Annotated in this window: 15 protein-coding genes; 10 read left to right on the forward strand and 5 right to left on the reverse strand. The window is 35.7% G+C overall.

Annotation, left to right across the window (positions count from 1 at the left end; genetic code table 11):
• Positions 1 to 44 precede the first annotated feature (44 nt).
• The 6 genes from cuyB (at position 45) to AC0KSB_RS08385 (ending at position 6,174) form a co-directional block, all read left to right on the forward strand.
• Entirely contained in the window at positions 45 to 782 is a 738-nt protein-coding gene (cuyB, locus tag AC0KSB_RS08360; RefSeq protein WP_472308195.1) for a cysteate racemase, read from the forward strand.
• Positions 783 to 873: 91 nt separating this feature from the next.
• Complete coding sequence (locus tag AC0KSB_RS08365) at positions 874 to 2,382, forward strand: amino acid adenylation domain-containing protein (RefSeq protein WP_472308197.1); 1,509 nt, start codon at positions 874 to 876, stop codon at positions 2,380 to 2,382.
• Positions 2,383 to 2,493: 111 nt separating this feature from the next.
• Positions 2,494 to 2,724, forward strand: a complete 231-nt coding sequence (locus AC0KSB_RS08370) for a phosphopantetheine-binding protein (RefSeq protein WP_472308199.1) — start codon at positions 2,494 to 2,496, stop codon at positions 2,722 to 2,724.
• Positions 2,725 to 2,752: 28 nt separating this feature from the next.
• Positions 2,753 to 4,345: an MBOAT family O-acyltransferase gene (locus AC0KSB_RS08375; RefSeq protein ID WP_472308201.1), complete on the forward strand. Its 1,593-nt coding sequence runs from the start codon at positions 2,753 to 2,755 to the stop codon at positions 4,343 to 4,345.
• 22 nt (positions 4,346 to 4,367) lie between these two features.
• Positions 4,368 to 5,495: an SGNH/GDSL hydrolase family protein gene (locus tag AC0KSB_RS08380; RefSeq protein WP_472308203.1), complete on the forward strand. Its 1,128-nt coding sequence runs from the start codon at positions 4,368 to 4,370 to the stop codon at positions 5,493 to 5,495.
• A gap of 52 nt (positions 5,496 to 5,547) precedes the next feature.
• Positions 5,548 to 6,174 carry a hypothetical protein gene (locus AC0KSB_RS08385; protein WP_472308205.1) on the forward strand — a complete coding sequence of 209 codons (627 nt, stop codon included), beginning with the start codon at positions 5,548 to 5,550 and terminating at the stop codon, positions 6,172 to 6,174.
• A gap of 104 nt (positions 6,175 to 6,278) precedes the next feature.
• Here AC0KSB_RS08385 and AC0KSB_RS08390 read toward each other — a convergent pair whose 3' ends face one another.
• The 5 genes from AC0KSB_RS08390 to AC0KSB_RS08410 all read right to left on the reverse strand — a co-directional run bounded on the left by AC0KSB_RS08390 (position 6,279) and on the right by AC0KSB_RS08410 (position 13,129).
• The gene (locus tag AC0KSB_RS08390; protein WP_472308207.1) at positions 6,279 to 6,977 is read right to left on the reverse strand and encodes a LiaF transmembrane domain-containing protein; all 699 of its coding nucleotides are present in this window, start codon (positions 6,975 to 6,977) and stop codon (positions 6,279 to 6,281) included.
• Positions 6,964 to 7,431: a LytTR family DNA-binding domain-containing protein gene (locus AC0KSB_RS08395; RefSeq protein ID WP_472308209.1), complete on the reverse strand. Its 468-nt coding sequence runs from the start codon at positions 7,429 to 7,431 to the stop codon at positions 6,964 to 6,966. The genes AC0KSB_RS08390 and AC0KSB_RS08395 overlap by 14 nt, the downstream gene beginning before the upstream one ends.
• A 114-nt stretch (positions 7,432 to 7,545) precedes the next feature.
• Entirely contained in the window at positions 7,546 to 8,262 is a 717-nt protein-coding gene (locus AC0KSB_RS08400) for an SWIM zinc finger family protein (RefSeq protein ID WP_472308211.1), read from the reverse strand.
• Positions 8,262 to 10,952 carry a DEAD/DEAH box helicase gene (locus AC0KSB_RS08405; protein WP_472308213.1) on the reverse strand — a complete coding sequence of 897 codons (2,691 nt, stop codon included), beginning with the start codon at positions 10,950 to 10,952 and terminating at the stop codon, positions 8,262 to 8,264. Before AC0KSB_RS08405 ends, AC0KSB_RS08400 begins: the two co-directional genes overlap by 1 nt.
• Positions 10,953 to 11,113: 161 nt before the next feature.
• Positions 11,114 to 13,129 carry a Dam family site-specific DNA-(adenine-N6)-methyltransferase gene (locus AC0KSB_RS08410; protein ID WP_472308215.1) on the reverse strand — a complete coding sequence of 672 codons (2,016 nt, stop codon included), beginning with the start codon at positions 13,127 to 13,129 and terminating at the stop codon, positions 11,114 to 11,116.
• A gap of 194 nt (positions 13,130 to 13,323) precedes the next feature.
• Between AC0KSB_RS08410 and AC0KSB_RS08415 the strand changes: the two genes are divergently transcribed.
• From AC0KSB_RS08415 to tyrS, 4 genes are all read left to right on the forward strand, one after another.
• A complete protein-coding gene (locus AC0KSB_RS08415) occupies positions 13,324 to 13,908 on the forward strand; it encodes a TetR/AcrR family transcriptional regulator (protein WP_472308217.1) in 585 nt (194 codons plus the stop codon).
• Positions 13,901 to 14,950, forward strand: coding sequence for a serine hydrolase domain-containing protein (locus AC0KSB_RS08420; protein ID WP_472308219.1), 1,050 nt, complete (start codon positions 13,901 to 13,903; stop codon positions 14,948 to 14,950). Before AC0KSB_RS08415 ends, AC0KSB_RS08420 begins: the two co-directional genes overlap by 8 nt.
• A 7-nt stretch (positions 14,951 to 14,957) precedes the next feature.
• Entirely contained in the window at positions 14,958 to 15,488 is a 531-nt protein-coding gene (locus AC0KSB_RS08425) for a TetR/AcrR family transcriptional regulator C-terminal domain-containing protein (protein ID WP_472308221.1), read from the forward strand.
• A gap of 105 nt (positions 15,489 to 15,593) precedes the next feature.
• Positions 15,594 to 16,832: a tyrosine--tRNA ligase gene (tyrS, locus tag AC0KSB_RS08430; protein WP_472308223.1), complete on the forward strand. Its 1,239-nt coding sequence runs from the start codon at positions 15,594 to 15,596 to the stop codon at positions 16,830 to 16,832.
• Positions 16,833 to 16,906 lie beyond the last annotated feature (74 nt).

Raw genomic sequence — 16,906 nt, forward strand, 5'->3', positions numbered from 1 at the left:
ATAAGAGTTCATTTTATGAAAAATTATCGGAAGGCATAGATAAAATGGAAGCAGACAAAAAAGGTACTGTTAAATTAGGCGTAATTGGTGGTCTAGGGCCACTGGCGACGGCATTGTTTTATGAACAGATTATTCGAATGACAAAAGCCGATCGTGACCAAGATCATCTTGATATGATTATATGCAGTTACCCAGGCATTGCCGACCGGACGGATTTTATAACTGGTAAAAGTAAAGACAATCCTTTGCCAGAATTGGTAAGCACAGGCTTGCAGCTTGCTGCTCAAGGTGTTGGTCTGATTGCGGTTCCATGTATCACTGCTCATTATTTTTACAAGCAGATGCAAAATCAGATTCAAGTACCTATAGTTAATATGATTGAAGAAACTACTGCTTATCTACAGCACATGAAAATCACTAAAATAGGTATAATGGCTACTGACGGAACGATACAAAGCCAGATATTTCAGAAATCTCTGGCAAAAGCAGGGATAGAAGCAATTGTTCCTGATAAAAAATATCAATCTGACATAATGCATATAATATATAACAATGTAAAAGCTGGTGTACCTGTCGAAGAAGATAGATTCTCATATGCGTCTGATTGGTTAAGAAAGCAGGGGGCACAGATAAACCTTCTGGGCTGTACAGAGCTTTCGATTGTAAAAGATACTTGCAAAATAGGTCACGGTTATTTGGATGTTCTGGAAATTTTGGCCATGTGTTGTGTCATCAGGTGCGGCGCTTTGCTAAAAGATCCGACATTTGAATTGATAACATAATAAAATTTTTACCAGGTAATTATTAGTGATTATCAGCTAGTGAGAATTTGCCTGTTTATTACTATAAATAATTATGCAAAAAGGGGAAAATATGCAAACAAATATATTAGAATATCTGGAAAATATAGTTCACAAGGTGCCAGATAAAGTTGCCTATTCTGATGGGTCTGATAGTCTTACTTTCTCTGAGGTTTTTGATCAATCAAGAGCTGTTGGTACTGCTATCGCAAATAGTGGACTATGTGGTAAGCCGATAGTTGTGTTTATGAAACGCCATCCAAGGACGGTGGCAGCTTTTTACGGTGTAGTATATAGTGGTAATTTCTATGTTCCCTTAGATGAGGAAATGCCCAGGTACAGAATAGAATTAATATTGCAGAATTTAAAACCGGAAGCATTAATATGCGATGAGACTACAAAAGAGCTTGTAAAATCATTTGACTACCAGGGAACAATACACCTTTATGAGGATATTTCGTCTTCTGAAACAGATCCGCAAAAGCTTGATCTGATCAGATCTGCAGCTATCGATACAGATCCTATATATATTGTTTTTACATCAGGCTCTACAGGTGTACCCAAAGGCGTAGTTGCATGTCATCGTTCAGTAATTGATTATATAGAACGGCTTTCTGTTATTTTGAGAGTCGATAACAGCACGATTTTTGGCAATCAAACACCGCTTTATTTTGATGCTTGCCTTAAAGAGTTGCTCCCTACTCTTAAATTTGGCGCTACTGCTTATATAATACCAAAGCAGTTGTTTATGTTTCCTCTTAAACTGGTTGAATATATGAATGAATATAAAATCAATACGGTTTGCTGGGTAGTTACTGCTCTGACAATGATTTCAGGGCTTAATGTGCTTGAAAAAGCTGTGCCGGAATCGCTACACACAATTGCTTTTGCCAGTGAGGTTTTCCCAATGAAGCAGTTTAAGTTATGGCAAAAAGCTCTTCCCGACGCGCGGTTTATAAATTTTTATGGTCCAACTGAAGCAACCGGAGTATGTTGTTATTATGAAGTAGATCGCGAATTTGCTTTGGATGAGGTTTTGCCGATAGGCAGACCATTTCCTAATAGGGAAATCCTGTTGCTTAAAGAGAATAATACTTTGGCACAAAAAGATGAAACAGGTGAAATATGTGTCAGAGGAACAACTCTTACTCATGGTTATTATCAGGATTTTGCCAGAACAAGCGAAGTTTTTGTCCAGAACCCACTTAACACCAATTATCCTGAGCTGATTTATCGAACCGGTGATCTGGGCAGGTATAATGAGCGAGGCGAACTGGTGTTTATTTCCCGTAAAGATCATCAGATCAAACATATGGGTCATAGAATAGAGCTTGGTGAGATTGAAGTAATTGCCAATACAGTAGATAAAATTGAACAATCATGCTGCATTTACGACAATGAGAAAAAAAGGATAATTCTTTTTTATGTTGGACAGGCTGATCAAATCGACGTAACAAAATATCTTAAAGAAAAACTGCCCCGGTATATGGTTCCGGCAAGGATTTTTAATCTTGAAAGTCTGCCGCTTACAGCAAACAGTAAAATAGATAGGTTGGCTGTAAAAGCAATATATGAGAAATAGAAAAAAAGCAATATATGCAAAAGTTTGAATATGTTGTATCATAGTTCGGGTATGATCATCAAAAATTATGGTGACTGTTTCTGATATGAAGAAAAAACTGGAGAGAATAATATGGAAGAAATGTTGGAAATACTAAAATCACTTCATCCTGAGGTTGATTATGAAAATTGCAATACATTAATAGATGATAAAATTCTGGACTCTTTTGATATTGTTACAATTATTACTGAAATCAACAATGAATTCGATGTTGCTGTTCCTGCGGAGGAGATTATACCGGAAAATTTCAATTCTGCCAGGACTTTGCAGGCGATGGTTGATCGTTTGCTTGATGATGAATAGTAAGATTGAATCTAAGGTGAGATAATATATGGCTTTTGTATCATTTGGATTTATATTTTTCTTAGCAGTACTGTTTTTTTTATACTATCTGATTCCAAAGAAATTTCAGTGGGTTCTTCTGCTTATAGCCAGTTATACTTTTTATGCATTTGCCGGAATTCAATTTCTCGGCTATGTTCTGGTTACTACTTTGTCGGCATGGAGCATAAGTATAGCTATAAATAGAGTACAAAGCAGACAATCAGAGTTTTTAAAAGAAAACAAAGCTGTTTTAGACCGATCAGAAAAAAAGACTTACAAAGCTTCAATGAAGAAGAAACAGCGAAACTGGCTTTTGTTGGGATTAGTCATTAACATAGGTTTGCTGGCGGTTGTAAAATATACAGATTTTATGATAGGCAATATAAATTCTATCATTGGCTTAACTGGTTCAGATAATAGATTAACGTTTATGAACATCGCTTTGCCTCTGGGGATGTCTTTTTATACTTTCCAGACTGTGGGTTATGTTATCGATGTATATAGAGGTAAACACCAACCCGAAAGAAATTTATTCAAATTAGCTCTTTTTGTCTCTTTCTTCCCACAAATGATTCAAGGGCCAATAAGTCGATTTAGCGATCTTGCTGAAACTCTCTATGCCAGACATAGTTTTGATAAAAATAAATTTGGACTTGGTCTACAACGAATTATTTGGGGATTTTTCAAAAAGATGGTAATAGCAGATAGGATTCTAGCTGCTGTAAATACTATTTTTCAGGATCCTTCTTCTTATCAGGGAACATATGTCATGCTGGGTATGTTTTTCTATGCCGCGCAGCTCTACGCTGATTTTACAGGCGGCATAGACATAACAATTGGTATTGCACAGTCACTAGGTATAAATCTTAAAGAAAATTTCGAAAGACCGTTTTTTTCAAAAACAGTTGCAGAATACTGGCGCCGTTGGCATATAACCATGGGAACTTGGTTTAAGGACTATATATTCTATCCTTTGTCTGTTTCTAAGCCTATGATGAAATTGTCAAATATTTCCAGGGCAAATCTTGGCGATGCGCTAGGTAAAAGAATTCCTGTGTACACTGCGACAATTGTAGTTTGGTTTACCACCGGACTTTGGCATGGTTCAAGCTGGAATTTTGTTGTCTGGGGACTTCTCAACGGTCTTGTTATAATAATATCTCAGGAGTTTACTCCTTTTTATAAATGGTTTCATAGCAAATTCGATGTGGAAGGAAAAACCTACTTTAGACTGTTTCAGGTTTCACGGACATTTTGGTTGATGTCTTCAATCAGGATTCTTGATTGCTATCGTAATGTGGGTGTTTCTTTCCGCCAATATGCTACTATTTTTACAGACTTTAATATTCGGGTATTTTATGATGGATCATTGCTCAAGCTTGGTTTGACTATGGCAGATTATATAATTTTGCTGGCAGGAATAGGTGCAATGACAGCAGTAAGTATGGTGCAAAGACGCGGTAGTGTTAGACTTCAGCTTGCACGTAAACCATTAGCGCTGAGGTATGCCATTTATTCAGGACTTTTTTTGATAATAATTATTTTTGGTGCTTATGGCATAGGTTATGATGCTAACCAGTTTATATATAATCAATTCTGACTTTAATAGGAGTTTTCTAAAAATGCAGGATAAAACCTCTAAGCTTAAATATATTTCCATACATATCACAGCGATAGCTCTGCTGCTTGCGCTTTTGCTTTTGCTGCAACAGTTGCTTATGCCGAAATATATGTCAGAAATATTTGAAGGTACACTTATATCTGAGTACTATGACAATAAGGGAAATAATGACGTTGTTTTTATTGGTGATTGCGAAGCTTATGAGAGCATCTCACCAATAACCCTGTGGGAGAATTATGGTATACCAAGTTATATTTTTGGCAGTGCTCAACAGCTGATATGGCAGTCATATTATTTGCTGGAAGAGGTATTGCGCTACGAAAAACCGGAAGTGGTAGTTTTTAATATTCTTGCCATGCAATATGATGAACCTCAAAGTGAACCATACAACAGGATGAGTATAGATGGCATGAGATTCGGTTTGCCTAAATTACGATCAGCCAAGGCATCCATGCTGCCTGAGGAAACTTTGGCATCGTATATATTCCCGTTGCTTAGGTATCACAGTCGCTGGAAAGAGCTTTCCTCAGATGATTTTAAATATATGTTTCAACGCGAACAAAAATCACATAATGGTTATTTGATGCGTGTAGATGTACGACCGGTCGAAACAATTCCAAGAGGGAGAACTTTGCCAGATTATAAATTTGGTGAAAAAAGTTATGAATATTTGGATAAGATGACACAATTATGTAAAGAAAATGATATAGAGTTAGTATTGATGAAAGCACCCAGTATTTATCCGTACTGGTATCCTGAATGGGAACAGCAGATAGTTGATTATGCCAATGAACATGATCTGTTGTATCTTAATTACCTTGAACTTCTTGAAGAAACTGGTATTGACTATAATCAGGATACATATGATGCAGGATTGCATCTTAATCTTAGTGGTGCAGAAAAGCTTTCGGTTCATCTGGGAGAGGTGCTGCAAACCGAGTATAATCTTACAGATTATAGGTCAGATGCAAAACTCAGTGCAGAATGGGCAAAAAGAGTAGATTTTTATTATGAGATGAAGCAACAGCAGCAAATGGAACTAGCTACCTATGGCTATTTGAAGAGTTTTGGTGGCAGACCGATAGCAGATTCAAATCAGGAGGCACCTGTAGAATCACAAGCAGAATAAGTACTTTTTTTGGTAACAGATCATAAAAAAGATGTGATGGAAGGAAAGAAGAATGTTATTTTTACAGTCAGAAAGTAATTTTAAAAAGAATTTAAAAAAGGTTTTAAGCGCAAAAGTTGTTATGACTATAGTATTAGTAATTTCTATGACATTGGTTATGGCTGCCTGCGGTAGTAATGATCAAACTCAAGAAACAACAGCCCCTGATTCTGGGGCTTCAGAAACAACAGCTGCAGATAGTGAAGGAGGTAATAACAACGGTGCTTTTGAACCTTCTGAAAATGGTTATTATTTCCAGCATTCCGGGGCGAAAATGGTGATGCATGCAAAAGTTGAACCACTTTTGCAACAGCTGGGAGAAGAATCAACTTATTTTGAAGCTGAGAGCTGTGCTTTTCAGGGCTTGGATAAAATTTATACTTATCCTGGATTTGAGCTTATGACTTATCCGATTGATGAGGTTGACTATGTATCAGCGGTAATTCTAATGGACGATAGTGTTGCTACTCCAGAGGGACTATATATTGGTTCAGACGAAGCAGAAGTTGTTGAATTGTTGGGAGATGACTATACAAAAGATCATGATGCTTATGTATATGTGCGTGATCAATCACAGCTTATGGTAATGATAGAAGACGGTGTAGTTGTTTCAATTGAATATACTGCGATTACAGAATAATTTTTGTTTTGCTATTTATATAAAGCCGTAAAAAGCCAGAGATTATAATTTGTTCTGGCTTTTATATCGGGGGAAAATAAATTTGCCAATAAGAGCAAGCGAAATTAAATATATTTGACTTTTATTTCAGCAAAATTAATACTGCCGCTAATTTCTACTGGGACTCTAGGTTCTGTCAAAGGTAAATCTTTTTTGACCTTTACTGATCCGGCAAAAGTATTCACGTGGTCAACTATTTCCCAGTTTCTTGGTATTGCCAGTACAACTTCAGAAAAATTTGCACTTACTTGTATATTTAAGCCCTCATCACTAGCCTGACATTGATCAAAGAAGAGTTTTACTGTCGAAAAATTACTGGCAGCAGTTACACGTTTTAGATTTGTTGCATGTATATATTTTGTCTGCTCACTAAAACTGACATCAATGGCGGCGTACTCGTTATCATCAAGTATTTCTTCTGTTCTTTCCCAGTTTTTGGCATCAAATTTTTTCTCGAAATAATGCTTTTTGCGAAAAATAATTGATAAACCGATGCTGAGCACTGCAACTGACAGAACCAGTAGCGTCATATTAAGATTTTGAATCCCCAGTTGTTCCTGCCACAAATAAATAACAAAAGCAAGTGGAACCAAGGACAGAAAGAATCTGAAACGAACAAAGCTTACAATAGCCAGGCCAATTAAAAGAATGCTGCCGATTATTCTAACTGCTTCATATTCTGCACCTATGCCAAGAGCCGCCAGCAGCAAGGCTATACCGCCACCAATAAAAAATAATCCCCAAAGAATTTTATCTGTTTTCATACAAATACCTCTCATTCATTTTTCTCATTACTTCTTTTCCATACATCCGTGAGCAGTAGATTTCTTTGTGTGAATTCCGAAAGGACAACAAGCTTATACCTGTAAGACCCTTTTGAACGGAAAAAACATGTAAGATGCTCACAATAGCTGATCTTGAGGCCTTAACAAAGAACCCTGGGAGCATTGCCTCAAGCTCATACAGTCTTAACTTAACCTCATAGGCCTGATCAATTGTATGAGCATAAACCCTATCCCCTTCGGTATCGAAAAACAATATTTCTTTCAAATTTATAAAATATTGTTCGTCTCCTTTGAAAAAGGTCAGTTGTTGTCTGCCAGCATCAAGCTCATTAATAAGTTTGACTATTGAATCAATTTCAGGTGTGATCTGTTGGCAATATATAACAAGTTCATCTGGCTGGTTGCCTTTTGTTTTTTCAATTCTTGCGCGCATTGTTTAACCTCACAAGCTCATTATACGACTGTGGAAAATTAAATAAATACGTTTTCGGTAAGTGGTAGAAAAGTAAAGGTTAGTGGTATAAAGATAATGGTTGAACTAAAAAATCTATAAACCGAAAAGAGCTGATATATCTTTTTCAGGAATTGCACGTTTGCTTCTTTTGCCTGCGTTTCTAAGCATAGTTTCCAGTTTTTGATCTATTGATTTTTTAACAAGTTCCTGTCCGTTCAGATCTCTGAGATCAAAAAACAGCATAGGATTTTGATCTAATCTAGCTCCTATACCGTATAATACAGCTGCTACATGTTTGCACATGCTTGCCCAGTCGGGGCAGCTGCAGTCAAAGTAAATTTCCTTAGGAGAAGGGAATAAACCATAATTTCTGTCTGCAAAAAGAATCTCTAATTCCTTTGGGAATTTTCCTTCAACTAACTGCTCCAGTGAGTCAATTCTGTTATTACATAATGAGATAATCTGTTCTTGTTTTTTGTCACTTAAAATATCAATGCTGATTCGGACTGTATAGACTTTTGAACCACTTCCAAGAACCATAGCGTCTATTTGCCCTTTAGATATTTTCAAATCCAAAACTGTATTATTACGAACATAGCTTTTGCCGCGACCTATACGGTTGCTATAGTCTGCATAACTTTCGAGGTTTAAATTCCAGGCTTTGCCCCACCAGTTTTTGGCTAGTGTCCTGCCATCAATCAATACTGGCTCAATATCGGGGTTTTTCTTTTTCAGTTTTGCCAGTTTTTTTGCTGCCTTTTCTTTTTTTTCGGCTGCCGTTTCATATTTGGGATAACTGTAATAGCTCATTACACTTCACCGCCCAATGCAAACATCGTCATAAGTTCCTCGTTACTATATTCAGTAATCCACTGTTCGTTGCTGGAGCTTAAAATATCACCCGACAATTTTTGTTTGTCCTGAATAATGGCATCAATTTTTTCTTCAATCGTTCCTTTTGTAACAAATTTATGCACCATAACATTTTTCGTCTGACCAATACGGAAAGCTCGGTCTGTCGCCTGGTTTTCAACAGCTGGATTCCACCATCTGTCAAAATGAATAACATGATTAGCAGATGTAAGATTAAGCCCCACACCTCCGGCTTTTAGAGAAAGAACCATATAAGGGATATATTGTTCGCCGTTGAATTTTTCAACCATCTCGCTACGTTTTTTTACAGGGGTACCGCCATGAAGAATAAATCCTTCTTTAGAAAATATCTCCTTTAGAAATTCGGAGAGGGGCTCTGTCATTTCTCTAAACTGGGTGAAAATCAAAACCTTTTCCTTCTTATCGCGTATAACTTCACATATTTCTCGTAATTGCTCAAATTTACCGCTATGTATTGGTTTGAAATCTTCTCTGCCCAGATACTGATCAGGATGATTGCATATCTGTTTGAATTTCATAATACTGCTTAGAACCAGACCTTTTCTTTCGATTCCCTCAGTGCTTTCAAGTTTTTCCGAAATTTGTCTGATCAACTGTTCATAAAGAGCGATCTGTTTTTTTGATAATGTGGTAAAAGCGTTCATTTCAAGTTTATCCGGCAGATCGGCAATTATGCTTTTATCAGTTTTTAATCTTCTTAGAATAAACGGTTGAATCATTTTACGAAGTCTGGCATAGCCGCTAATGTTATCATCAAGTTCCTTGGTGAAAGTAGTAAATTCCTTGATTGTACCCAGAAGTCCCTGATTCAGAAAATCAAATAATGACCAAAGATCACCCAATCTGTTCTCAATTGGAGTTCCTGTAAGGGCAATTCTCATTTTAGCTGGAATAGCTTTTATTGCCTTTGTCTGCTTAGTACCCGGGTTTTTTATTGCCTGTGCTTCATCAAGAATCAGATAATCCCATTTCTGATTTTTTAATTCCTCCAACCTAACTGCCATACCATAAGTAGTAATATATAAAAAACTGCCTTCTTTTATTTGCAGCGCCTCAGAGCCTTTTAAATCACTTTTGTGAAGAATTTGATAGGGCATTTCAGGTGCGAATTTTTCGATTTCCTTCTGCCAGTTACCTATTAAAGACGCTGGCAGAATAAGAAGAGCCTGACCCTTGGTATTTAACCTATGATGTTCAAGAAAAGCAATCAGCTGAATAGTTTTACCAAGACCCATATCGTCTGCCAGACATGCACCAAAACCAAGTTGTGACATCTGATTAAGCCAGCAATATCCGGTTTTTTGGTATGTTCGCAGCACAGCCTGGAATGAATCTGCAGTATTTATACTGTCAATTTTATCAGGCTGAATCAATTTATCCTTTACGGATCTGAGCCATTGCCCATTAGAGATCGACAAATCAATGTCTAGTTTTGTGGAATCAAGTAATTTGTCAATATTTAGTTCAAGTCTCATTGCCTCTCCAAGAGAAATATCCTCGTTTTGGGAAAGGTTTTTTATTTTATCAAAAGCTAAAAGAACAGTTTCCAGTTTCCTTTTATCGATTTCGACCCACTTGCCTTTGTACTGAATCAAACCTTCCGCCATGTTCAAAAAAGCTTTTAGTTCTTTTTCTGTTAAGGGGTCATCCCCTAATTTCAAAGCTGGTACAAAATCCATAATAGCATTTAGTCCGACTTTGGAAGGTTTGTTTTCTCCTACCATGACCGAAAGACTTAAAGAATTTGTCTTTTTGCGCCACCAGTCAGGAACCCTACACATAATACCTGCTTCTTCGTAAATTGAGATCTCCTTTAAGAAAGTATATGCCTCTTCGGTCGTTAGTTTCAAAGGAGAGAAAAGTTCACCACTTTCTAGCAAATCCGAAACAAACAAACTTTTATCTGCTGCCTTGATGACCGTAGAAATAAGAGAGAGCAATTTCTTTTCGTCTCCATCAAACTCTTTTAATGCGTTTTTCAAGGGAGTATGCACGGCTCGCTTGCTTTTAACTGGCTTTGTTGAATAGGTTGCCATAAAAGCGAAAGGGTAAAGTTCATCACTGTTCTCAACCAAGTGAAAAAACACTCTCCCAACAACATTGATGTTTGAATTGTGTTCGGCAAAAAATCTGCTTACAGTGCCGTCATATTCTTTGATTTCTGTGCGGAAAATATTAAGTATAGTCTGCCATAAAGTCTGCAGCCATTTATTATCAACATATTCCATGCCTGTAACAAAAGGAAGTTCTTCCCGAAGCCGATATAATTCTTCCTCAGACAATTCAATCTGTATATTATCTCTGGCAAATTCTATTTCTGGCTGCTGACTCAGCTTTTTGATTAGGAGTTCTGAAATTTGGTGAAGATATTCTATAGAAGGAGAAAACCATTCCTGTTTATTAAGAAAACCAAGCAGAAAAAGTGTTTTATATTTATCCGCTGTAAATGATTTTGCCCATGCCGTAATAATGTCCGTAGCTTTATCCCCTTCAGAAATATTCTTGTCGCTATCTATACTGGATATTTCCGGTTGATCAATGACAAAGGTTTCCGGTAAAAACCAAGCATCAAGTATTTTTGTATTTTGTGATTTAAGACGTGCCATACTACTTTTACTCCCTCAGAACTTTATTTCTTCATTATTGAATTTGTTCTTGAACTCGTCAAGGGTTATTTGTGACATAAAATATTTCCCCTTATAATTCCTTTATAGTCAGAAAAAATCTGTCAATTTCTGGCCGGTTGCAACTTTAATCGCTCTTATGGTCAATAATTGGTAATAAGAACTTCCTGACTTTCTCCTCGTGCAGTATTATGCGAAGAATTAGAGTAGTTATGATTCAGATAGTGAATCCTATATTTATTAGCCCACCGTATTAAAGAAGTGTTTTCTCCGCCTTTATGAGTTAAAACATTTGACAAAGCAAATCGAAGATTTCTTTGATGCAACGAATCAAGAAGATTGAGCAGCTTAATTTCCTGTTTTTCATTCCAGTTCTTAAATCCCCTGTTACCATCATTATAGGAACCTGTGGTAATCAGATAAGGGGGATCACAATAAATAAGATCATCTTTCCCCAAGCTGGCGAAAGTAAATTTGTCAAACTCAGTGGTAGAAAACACAATTTTTTTACTTTTAACAGATTCAATAAACAAAATAAGTTTTCGTTTTAGCTCGTCAGAAAACTGACTTCGATTCCTGCCAAAAGGATTATTATATTCATGGCTATTATTAAACCGGAACTGATAGTTAAATGAATAGCATATCAAGGTATACAAGTCTAGAGGATCTCTGCTCTGATTATAAAAATCACGGAATTTAAGAAATCCTGCTTCATTTGTTTTTGATAATGCAAACTCTTTTATTCTACCATTTATGTGTTCCAGTACCTTCGCAGTATCTGTTTCATAAAATGTTTTTAGGATTTCGATCACATAATTATTAATGTCATTTGCAAAAATTTTATTTGCTCTTATGTTGACGCCGACATTAAAACCGCCCGCAAATAAATCGACAAAATTATTTATATTGTCAGGAAATAAGGGCAGGATTTGTTTTAGCAACTTGTGTTTGCCGCCAATATAGTTCAAAGGACTTTTGATATAAGATTTACCCTTATACAAATGATTTTCAGCTTTTATAACCTGTTTAAGATATGCAGTGTTGTTTTTATTTTTACTCTTTGTTGCTTTTTTGCTGTTTATGTCTGATGCAGATTTTTCTTTTTGTTGTTTATCCTGCTTAATGTCTTTACTTATAAAGAAAAGATATTCAAATAATTCATTTGAATCTTGTTTATGCTTACTTTTATATTTTCTATAGGGGAATCTGTAAACACGATAAGTTTTTTCGATGCCATATTTTATAAGCAACCTTCGTATTTCCGACTCGTTAAGTAAACCATCTGAGGAATAGCTGACAATAATATGTCTAAATTTAGCCGATTTTATTAAGTCCTCAAAAGCTTCGGAAACATCTCTTTTTAAACAATATTTTGATTTTTCATTGTCATAGGGGCGCAGACCTGTTTTGCCATACACGACTGGTTCATCATATCTGGCTATTGTTTCCAGCAAATGATAATTAGAGATATACTGCCTGCCATTATAAGGAGGATCAATATACAAAATATCGCCTTTTAATCGTCTGATTAATTTATTTGCGTCTTCGTTATAGCAAATATTTTTACTTCTGTTATTTATTACGTCTATGCCTCGAAGCTTCAAATCACCTAAAGCTCTCTTATCCCAGTGTTTTAAATAAGCGCCATATGTACCACTGATATTTGAGATAAAGGGAACTGCCTCTACTAAGACGCCCAGCAGATAAGCATACTCTTTTCCATTTAATAACTGATCTGCTTTCCATTTTTCTATTGTCAGTCTGATAAAGTCAATGCGGCTTGCATTTTTTTCTGTAAAATACATTCGATCATTGCCTTTATATGGAGAATAAGTATGAGTTATAAAATAATCTTTTGTTATAGTAAAGTTTTCGTTTTCCAAATAATACAAAGGATCATCTATTCCTGTTTTTTTTAGTTTGGAAAATTCAGGAATAGAATTATTCTCAATTTTAGCTTTTTGGATTATGTGAGAAAAATATAAGATGTCATTGGAGATTATTCTGTAGTTTTTCTTAAAAAACTCTCCAACGACACCTGTTCCTGAAAAAATATCCGCAAAAACTTTTATGTTTTCCGAAGGATCATTTTTAACATTTTCGTCAATAACTTTTTCTATTTCTTCCAGAAGGTTTGTCTTGCTGCCGATATATCTCATTTGCACTCACATCCTATAACATCCTTATAGGATTATAAATTAAATTAATCTGGAAATCAATTTGAAAATGATAGAAAAAGTATTGACACAGAGAAATACATATCGTATGATACATATCAAGTGATATATATCATACGATATTGATATAGCTTCTAACTTTATAGAAAGCAGGAACTTTCGAGGAGGTCAGGCTTATGCCTAAAACAAAATATACCAGAGAACAGCTTGAACAGGCAGCTTTTGATATTGCCTGCGAGTCAGGTTTTGAACAGTTAACAATACGTAATATTGCTAAGCGTCTTGGTAGCTCTATTGCGCCTATTTATGTTAATTTCAAAGAGGCAGACGAGCTGAAGCAGGCGGTGATAGACCGTGCTGTACGAATTAATAAAGAGCTGCTGTCTGAGCAAAATTCTGGTGATCCTTTTTTGGATATAGGCATAGCCTCGGTTAAATTTGCAAGAAAATATCCTAAGATTTTTGATGAAGTTGTTGTTAAAAATGACAGCAAATACAGGAATCAGGAAGATAATGAATCTTTTGCCATTGAACAAATGAAAAAGGATCCTCAGTTATCGCAATTTCCCGATTCTGAATTACGTATTTTGCTGATGAAAATGCAGGCGCTGCAGGCGGGGCTTTCGCTGCTTGCAAGAAAAGAGGTTTATCAGGATTTTTTGGACGATGACTTAATAATAAAAATTCTTGATGAAACAGGAATAGATGTTGTTGAGGGAATGCTAAAAAGATTGAAAAATGGAGGGAAAAGCCATGATTAGTCAGACGAAATTAGATGAATTAACCGCTAATATCATAGATAATAAAAATATTTTTGGCACAGTTTTTTGCGTTGAAAATGAAGATGCATCAATTTCCTATACAAGTGCGGCGGGAAATATTAAAACAGATGATTATTATTTCATTGCCAGCGTTACTAAATTATATGTTACTGCTATTGTATTGATTCTAAAAAATCAGGGGCATATTAGTTTCAGTCAAAAAGCCCATAGTTTTTTTCCTGAAGGTATGTTGGATGGTATACATGTATATAAAGGAAAAGATTATTCTCGAGAAATAACGATTCAACATCTGATTAGTAATACATCTGGTTTACCCGATTATTTTTTTGGCAAAGGTGCCGATGGTAAAGGGGCAGGAGATGGTTTTCTTAAGGGGCAGGACGAAGAATGGTCACTAGAAAAAACAATTGAATTTGTTAAAGGAATGAAGCCTCGTTTTTATCCAGGACAGCCTGGCAAAGCAGTTTATTCAGATACGAATTATCAGATCCTAGGTGTTATTATTGAGAAAATTACAGGGCTGTCTGTAGCGGAGGCTTTTCAAAAATATCTTTTTGATCCATTAGGATTAAAGCAGACATATGTTTATTCCGATATTAAAGATACCAGACCTGTGCCAATGTACTATCGCAGCCAGTCTTTATATGTGCCACGCTATATGGCATCCGTTCCTGCAGAAGGTGGTATTGCGGCAACGGCAAAAGATAGTATGGTTTTCCTCAAAGCTTTTTTTAACAATTTCTATTTTGCTAAAGAGGAAATAGAAGATTTGAAAAAATGGAATTTCATGCTAATGCCTGCTACGATGTATTTCGGAATAGGTCTTGAAAAACTATGGATTCCAAGGATGATGTCGCCATTAAAACCGATAGATAATGTTTACGGTTTCTGGGGACAGACCGGAGCTTTTGCTTTTTACCATGCAGATAGTGGTCTTTATTTTACAGGGACTGCAAATCAAATTAATGGTAGAGGACATAATAAAGTTTTTAAGATAATGTTAAAGTTGATGAAAAGTTGAGAATACAATGGAAACGAAAAAACAATTTGCAGATTCTATAGAAATTCTTTTGAGCAAAAAGAAGCTTGATGATATTCAGGTAAGTGAAATTATCAAACTCACACCTTTTTCGCGAAGAACTTTTTATCGTCATTTCAAAGATAAATACGATCTGGCAAGCTGGTATTTTTCTCAATTTTATCAGAGTAGTTTTGGACAAATCACAAAAAATATTTCATGGGAAGAGGCTTTGTTGAGTCATCTTGAAATATATGAGAAAAAATACAATGTTTTTAAAAATTCTTATTCAAGCCTTGATATCAACGGTTTGCGGAATTTTGATATAGCTATTACAAGAGAAACATATGAACGATTTCTTTTATCAAAAGGTGTAGATATCAAGACTGAATTAATTCAGTTTTCGATAGAAATAGCAGCACGTGGCGGCACAGATATGGTAATTGAATGGCTTCTCGGTGGAATGAAGAAAGATAAAAAAACATTTGTACAATTGCTAAAACAGACATTACCATTGCCTATTATAAAGTATATTGATTAATTTTCAGATTCTAACTTGCATATGTCACACCAGCTTCTTTTTGTGACTTTACTTCAGTTTGTTCTGTATCTAGAATAAAAACACATGTAAATAGGAGCTGGTAAAATGAAAATTTATGATGAATTAATAGCCCGTGGATTAATCGCACAGGTGACAGATGACAAAGAGATAAAAGAGCTTGTTAATCAGGGGAAAGCAGTTTTTTATATAGGCTTTGATCCTACTGCCGATTCGTTGCATGTTGGCCATTTTATGGCTCTTTGCTTGATGAAGCGGCTACAAATGGCAGGAAATAAACCTGTTGTTCTTCTGGGAGGAGGAACTGGTTATGTGGGTGATCCTTCAGGCAGGACTGATTTAAGGTCAATGATGTCTCCAGAAACAATTAGGAGAAACTGTGATTGTTTTAGAAAACAAATTGAAAAATTTATCGAATTTAGTGATAACAAAGCAGTGTTAGTAAATAATGCAGACTGGCTGCTTGATATTAATTATATTGAGATGCTAAGAGAGACGGGTGCACATTTTTCTGTTAATAATATGTTGAGGGCAGAATGTTATAAGCAAAGACTAGAAAAAGGACTATCCTTCATAGAGTTAAATTACATGATCATGCAGGCATACGATTTTTATCACCTATTTTTGAATTATGGCTGCAATATGCAATTTGGTGGTGATGATCAATGGTCAAATATGCTTGGTGGTAGAGAGTTAATTCGCCGCAAACTAGGCAAAGATTCCTATGCAATGACGATTACTTTGCTTATGAATGCAGAAGGAAGTAAAATGGGTAAGACCGCTAAAGGTGCCGTTTGGCTTGATCCCCAAAAGACAACACCTTTTGACTTTTATCAATACTGGCGAAATATACATGATGCAGATGTAATGAAATGTATCCGTATGCTGACTTTTCTCCCATTAGAACAAATTGAAAATATGGATAGTTGGCAAGGTAGTCAATTAAATAAAGCAAAAGAAATACTTGCATATGAGCTCACTTCGCTGATACATGGACAAGAAGAAGCAAAAAAAGCAGAAGTTGCATCTAAAGCACTGTTTTTGGATGGTCGTGAAGATTTAAACATGCCTTCTACTGAAATTATATTGTCAGAACTGACAGAAGGAAATATAAATGTTCTTGATTTAATAATTTTTTGTAAAATAGCATCTTCAAAAAGTGAAGCACGTCGCTTGATTCAGCAAGGAGGTCTTACCTTAAATGATAATAAAATAAAATCGGCAGATTATCAGATATCTAAAGAACAATTACTATCGGGTGTAAAAATAAAAAAAGGAAAAAAGATTTATCATCGGGCGTTTTTAAAAAATGATTATGTTGGCTAAATACTGAAAACCTGTATATTTTATCTGGTCTTTTTCGCACTATTTTGATAGACTATCTGAGAATAGTTTGATAT

The sequence above is a fragment of the Ercella succinigenes genome (assembly GCF_900002895.1).

Coding starts and splice junctions, on each gene's coding strand:
- AC0KSB_RS08370 (WP_472308199.1), top strand. CDS start 2,494: ATGGAAGAAATGTTGGAAATACTAAAATCACTTCATCCTGAGGTTGAT.
- AC0KSB_RS08420 (WP_472308219.1), top strand. CDS start 13,901: ATGATTAGTCAGACGAAATTAGATGAATTAACCGCTAATATCATAGAT.
- AC0KSB_RS08400 (WP_472308211.1), bottom strand. CDS start 8,262: ATGAGCTATTACAGTTATCCCAAATATGAAACGGCAGCCGAAAAAAAA.
- AC0KSB_RS08385 (WP_472308205.1), top strand. CDS start 5,548: ATGTTATTTTTACAGTCAGAAAGTAATTTTAAAAAGAATTTAAAAAAG.
- AC0KSB_RS08375 (WP_472308201.1), top strand. CDS start 2,753: ATGGCTTTTGTATCATTTGGATTTATATTTTTCTTAGCAGTACTGTTT.
- AC0KSB_RS08395 (WP_472308209.1), bottom strand. CDS start 7,431: ATGCGCGCAAGAATTGAAAAAACAAAAGGCAACCAGCCAGATGAACTT.
- AC0KSB_RS08415 (WP_472308217.1), top strand. CDS start 13,324: ATGCCTAAAACAAAATATACCAGAGAACAGCTTGAACAGGCAGCTTTT.
- AC0KSB_RS08365 (WP_472308197.1), top strand. CDS start 874: ATGCAAACAAATATATTAGAATATCTGGAAAATATAGTTCACAAGGTG.
- AC0KSB_RS08425 (WP_472308221.1), top strand. CDS start 14,958: ATGGAAACGAAAAAACAATTTGCAGATTCTATAGAAATTCTTTTGAGC.
- AC0KSB_RS08410 (WP_472308215.1), bottom strand. CDS start 13,129: ATGAGATATATCGGCAGCAAGACAAACCTTCTGGAAGAAATAGAAAAA.
- cuyB (WP_472308195.1), top strand. CDS start 45: ATGGAAGCAGACAAAAAAGGTACTGTTAAATTAGGCGTAATTGGTGGT.
- AC0KSB_RS08405 (WP_472308213.1), bottom strand. CDS start 10,952: ATGGCACGTCTTAAATCACAAAATACAAAAATACTTGATGCTTGGTTT.
- AC0KSB_RS08390 (WP_472308207.1), bottom strand. CDS start 6,977: ATGAAAACAGATAAAATTCTTTGGGGATTATTTTTTATTGGTGGCGGT.
- AC0KSB_RS08380 (WP_472308203.1), top strand. CDS start 4,368: ATGCAGGATAAAACCTCTAAGCTTAAATATATTTCCATACATATCACA.
- tyrS (WP_472308223.1), top strand. CDS start 15,594: ATGAAAATTTATGATGAATTAATAGCCCGTGGATTAATCGCACAGGTG.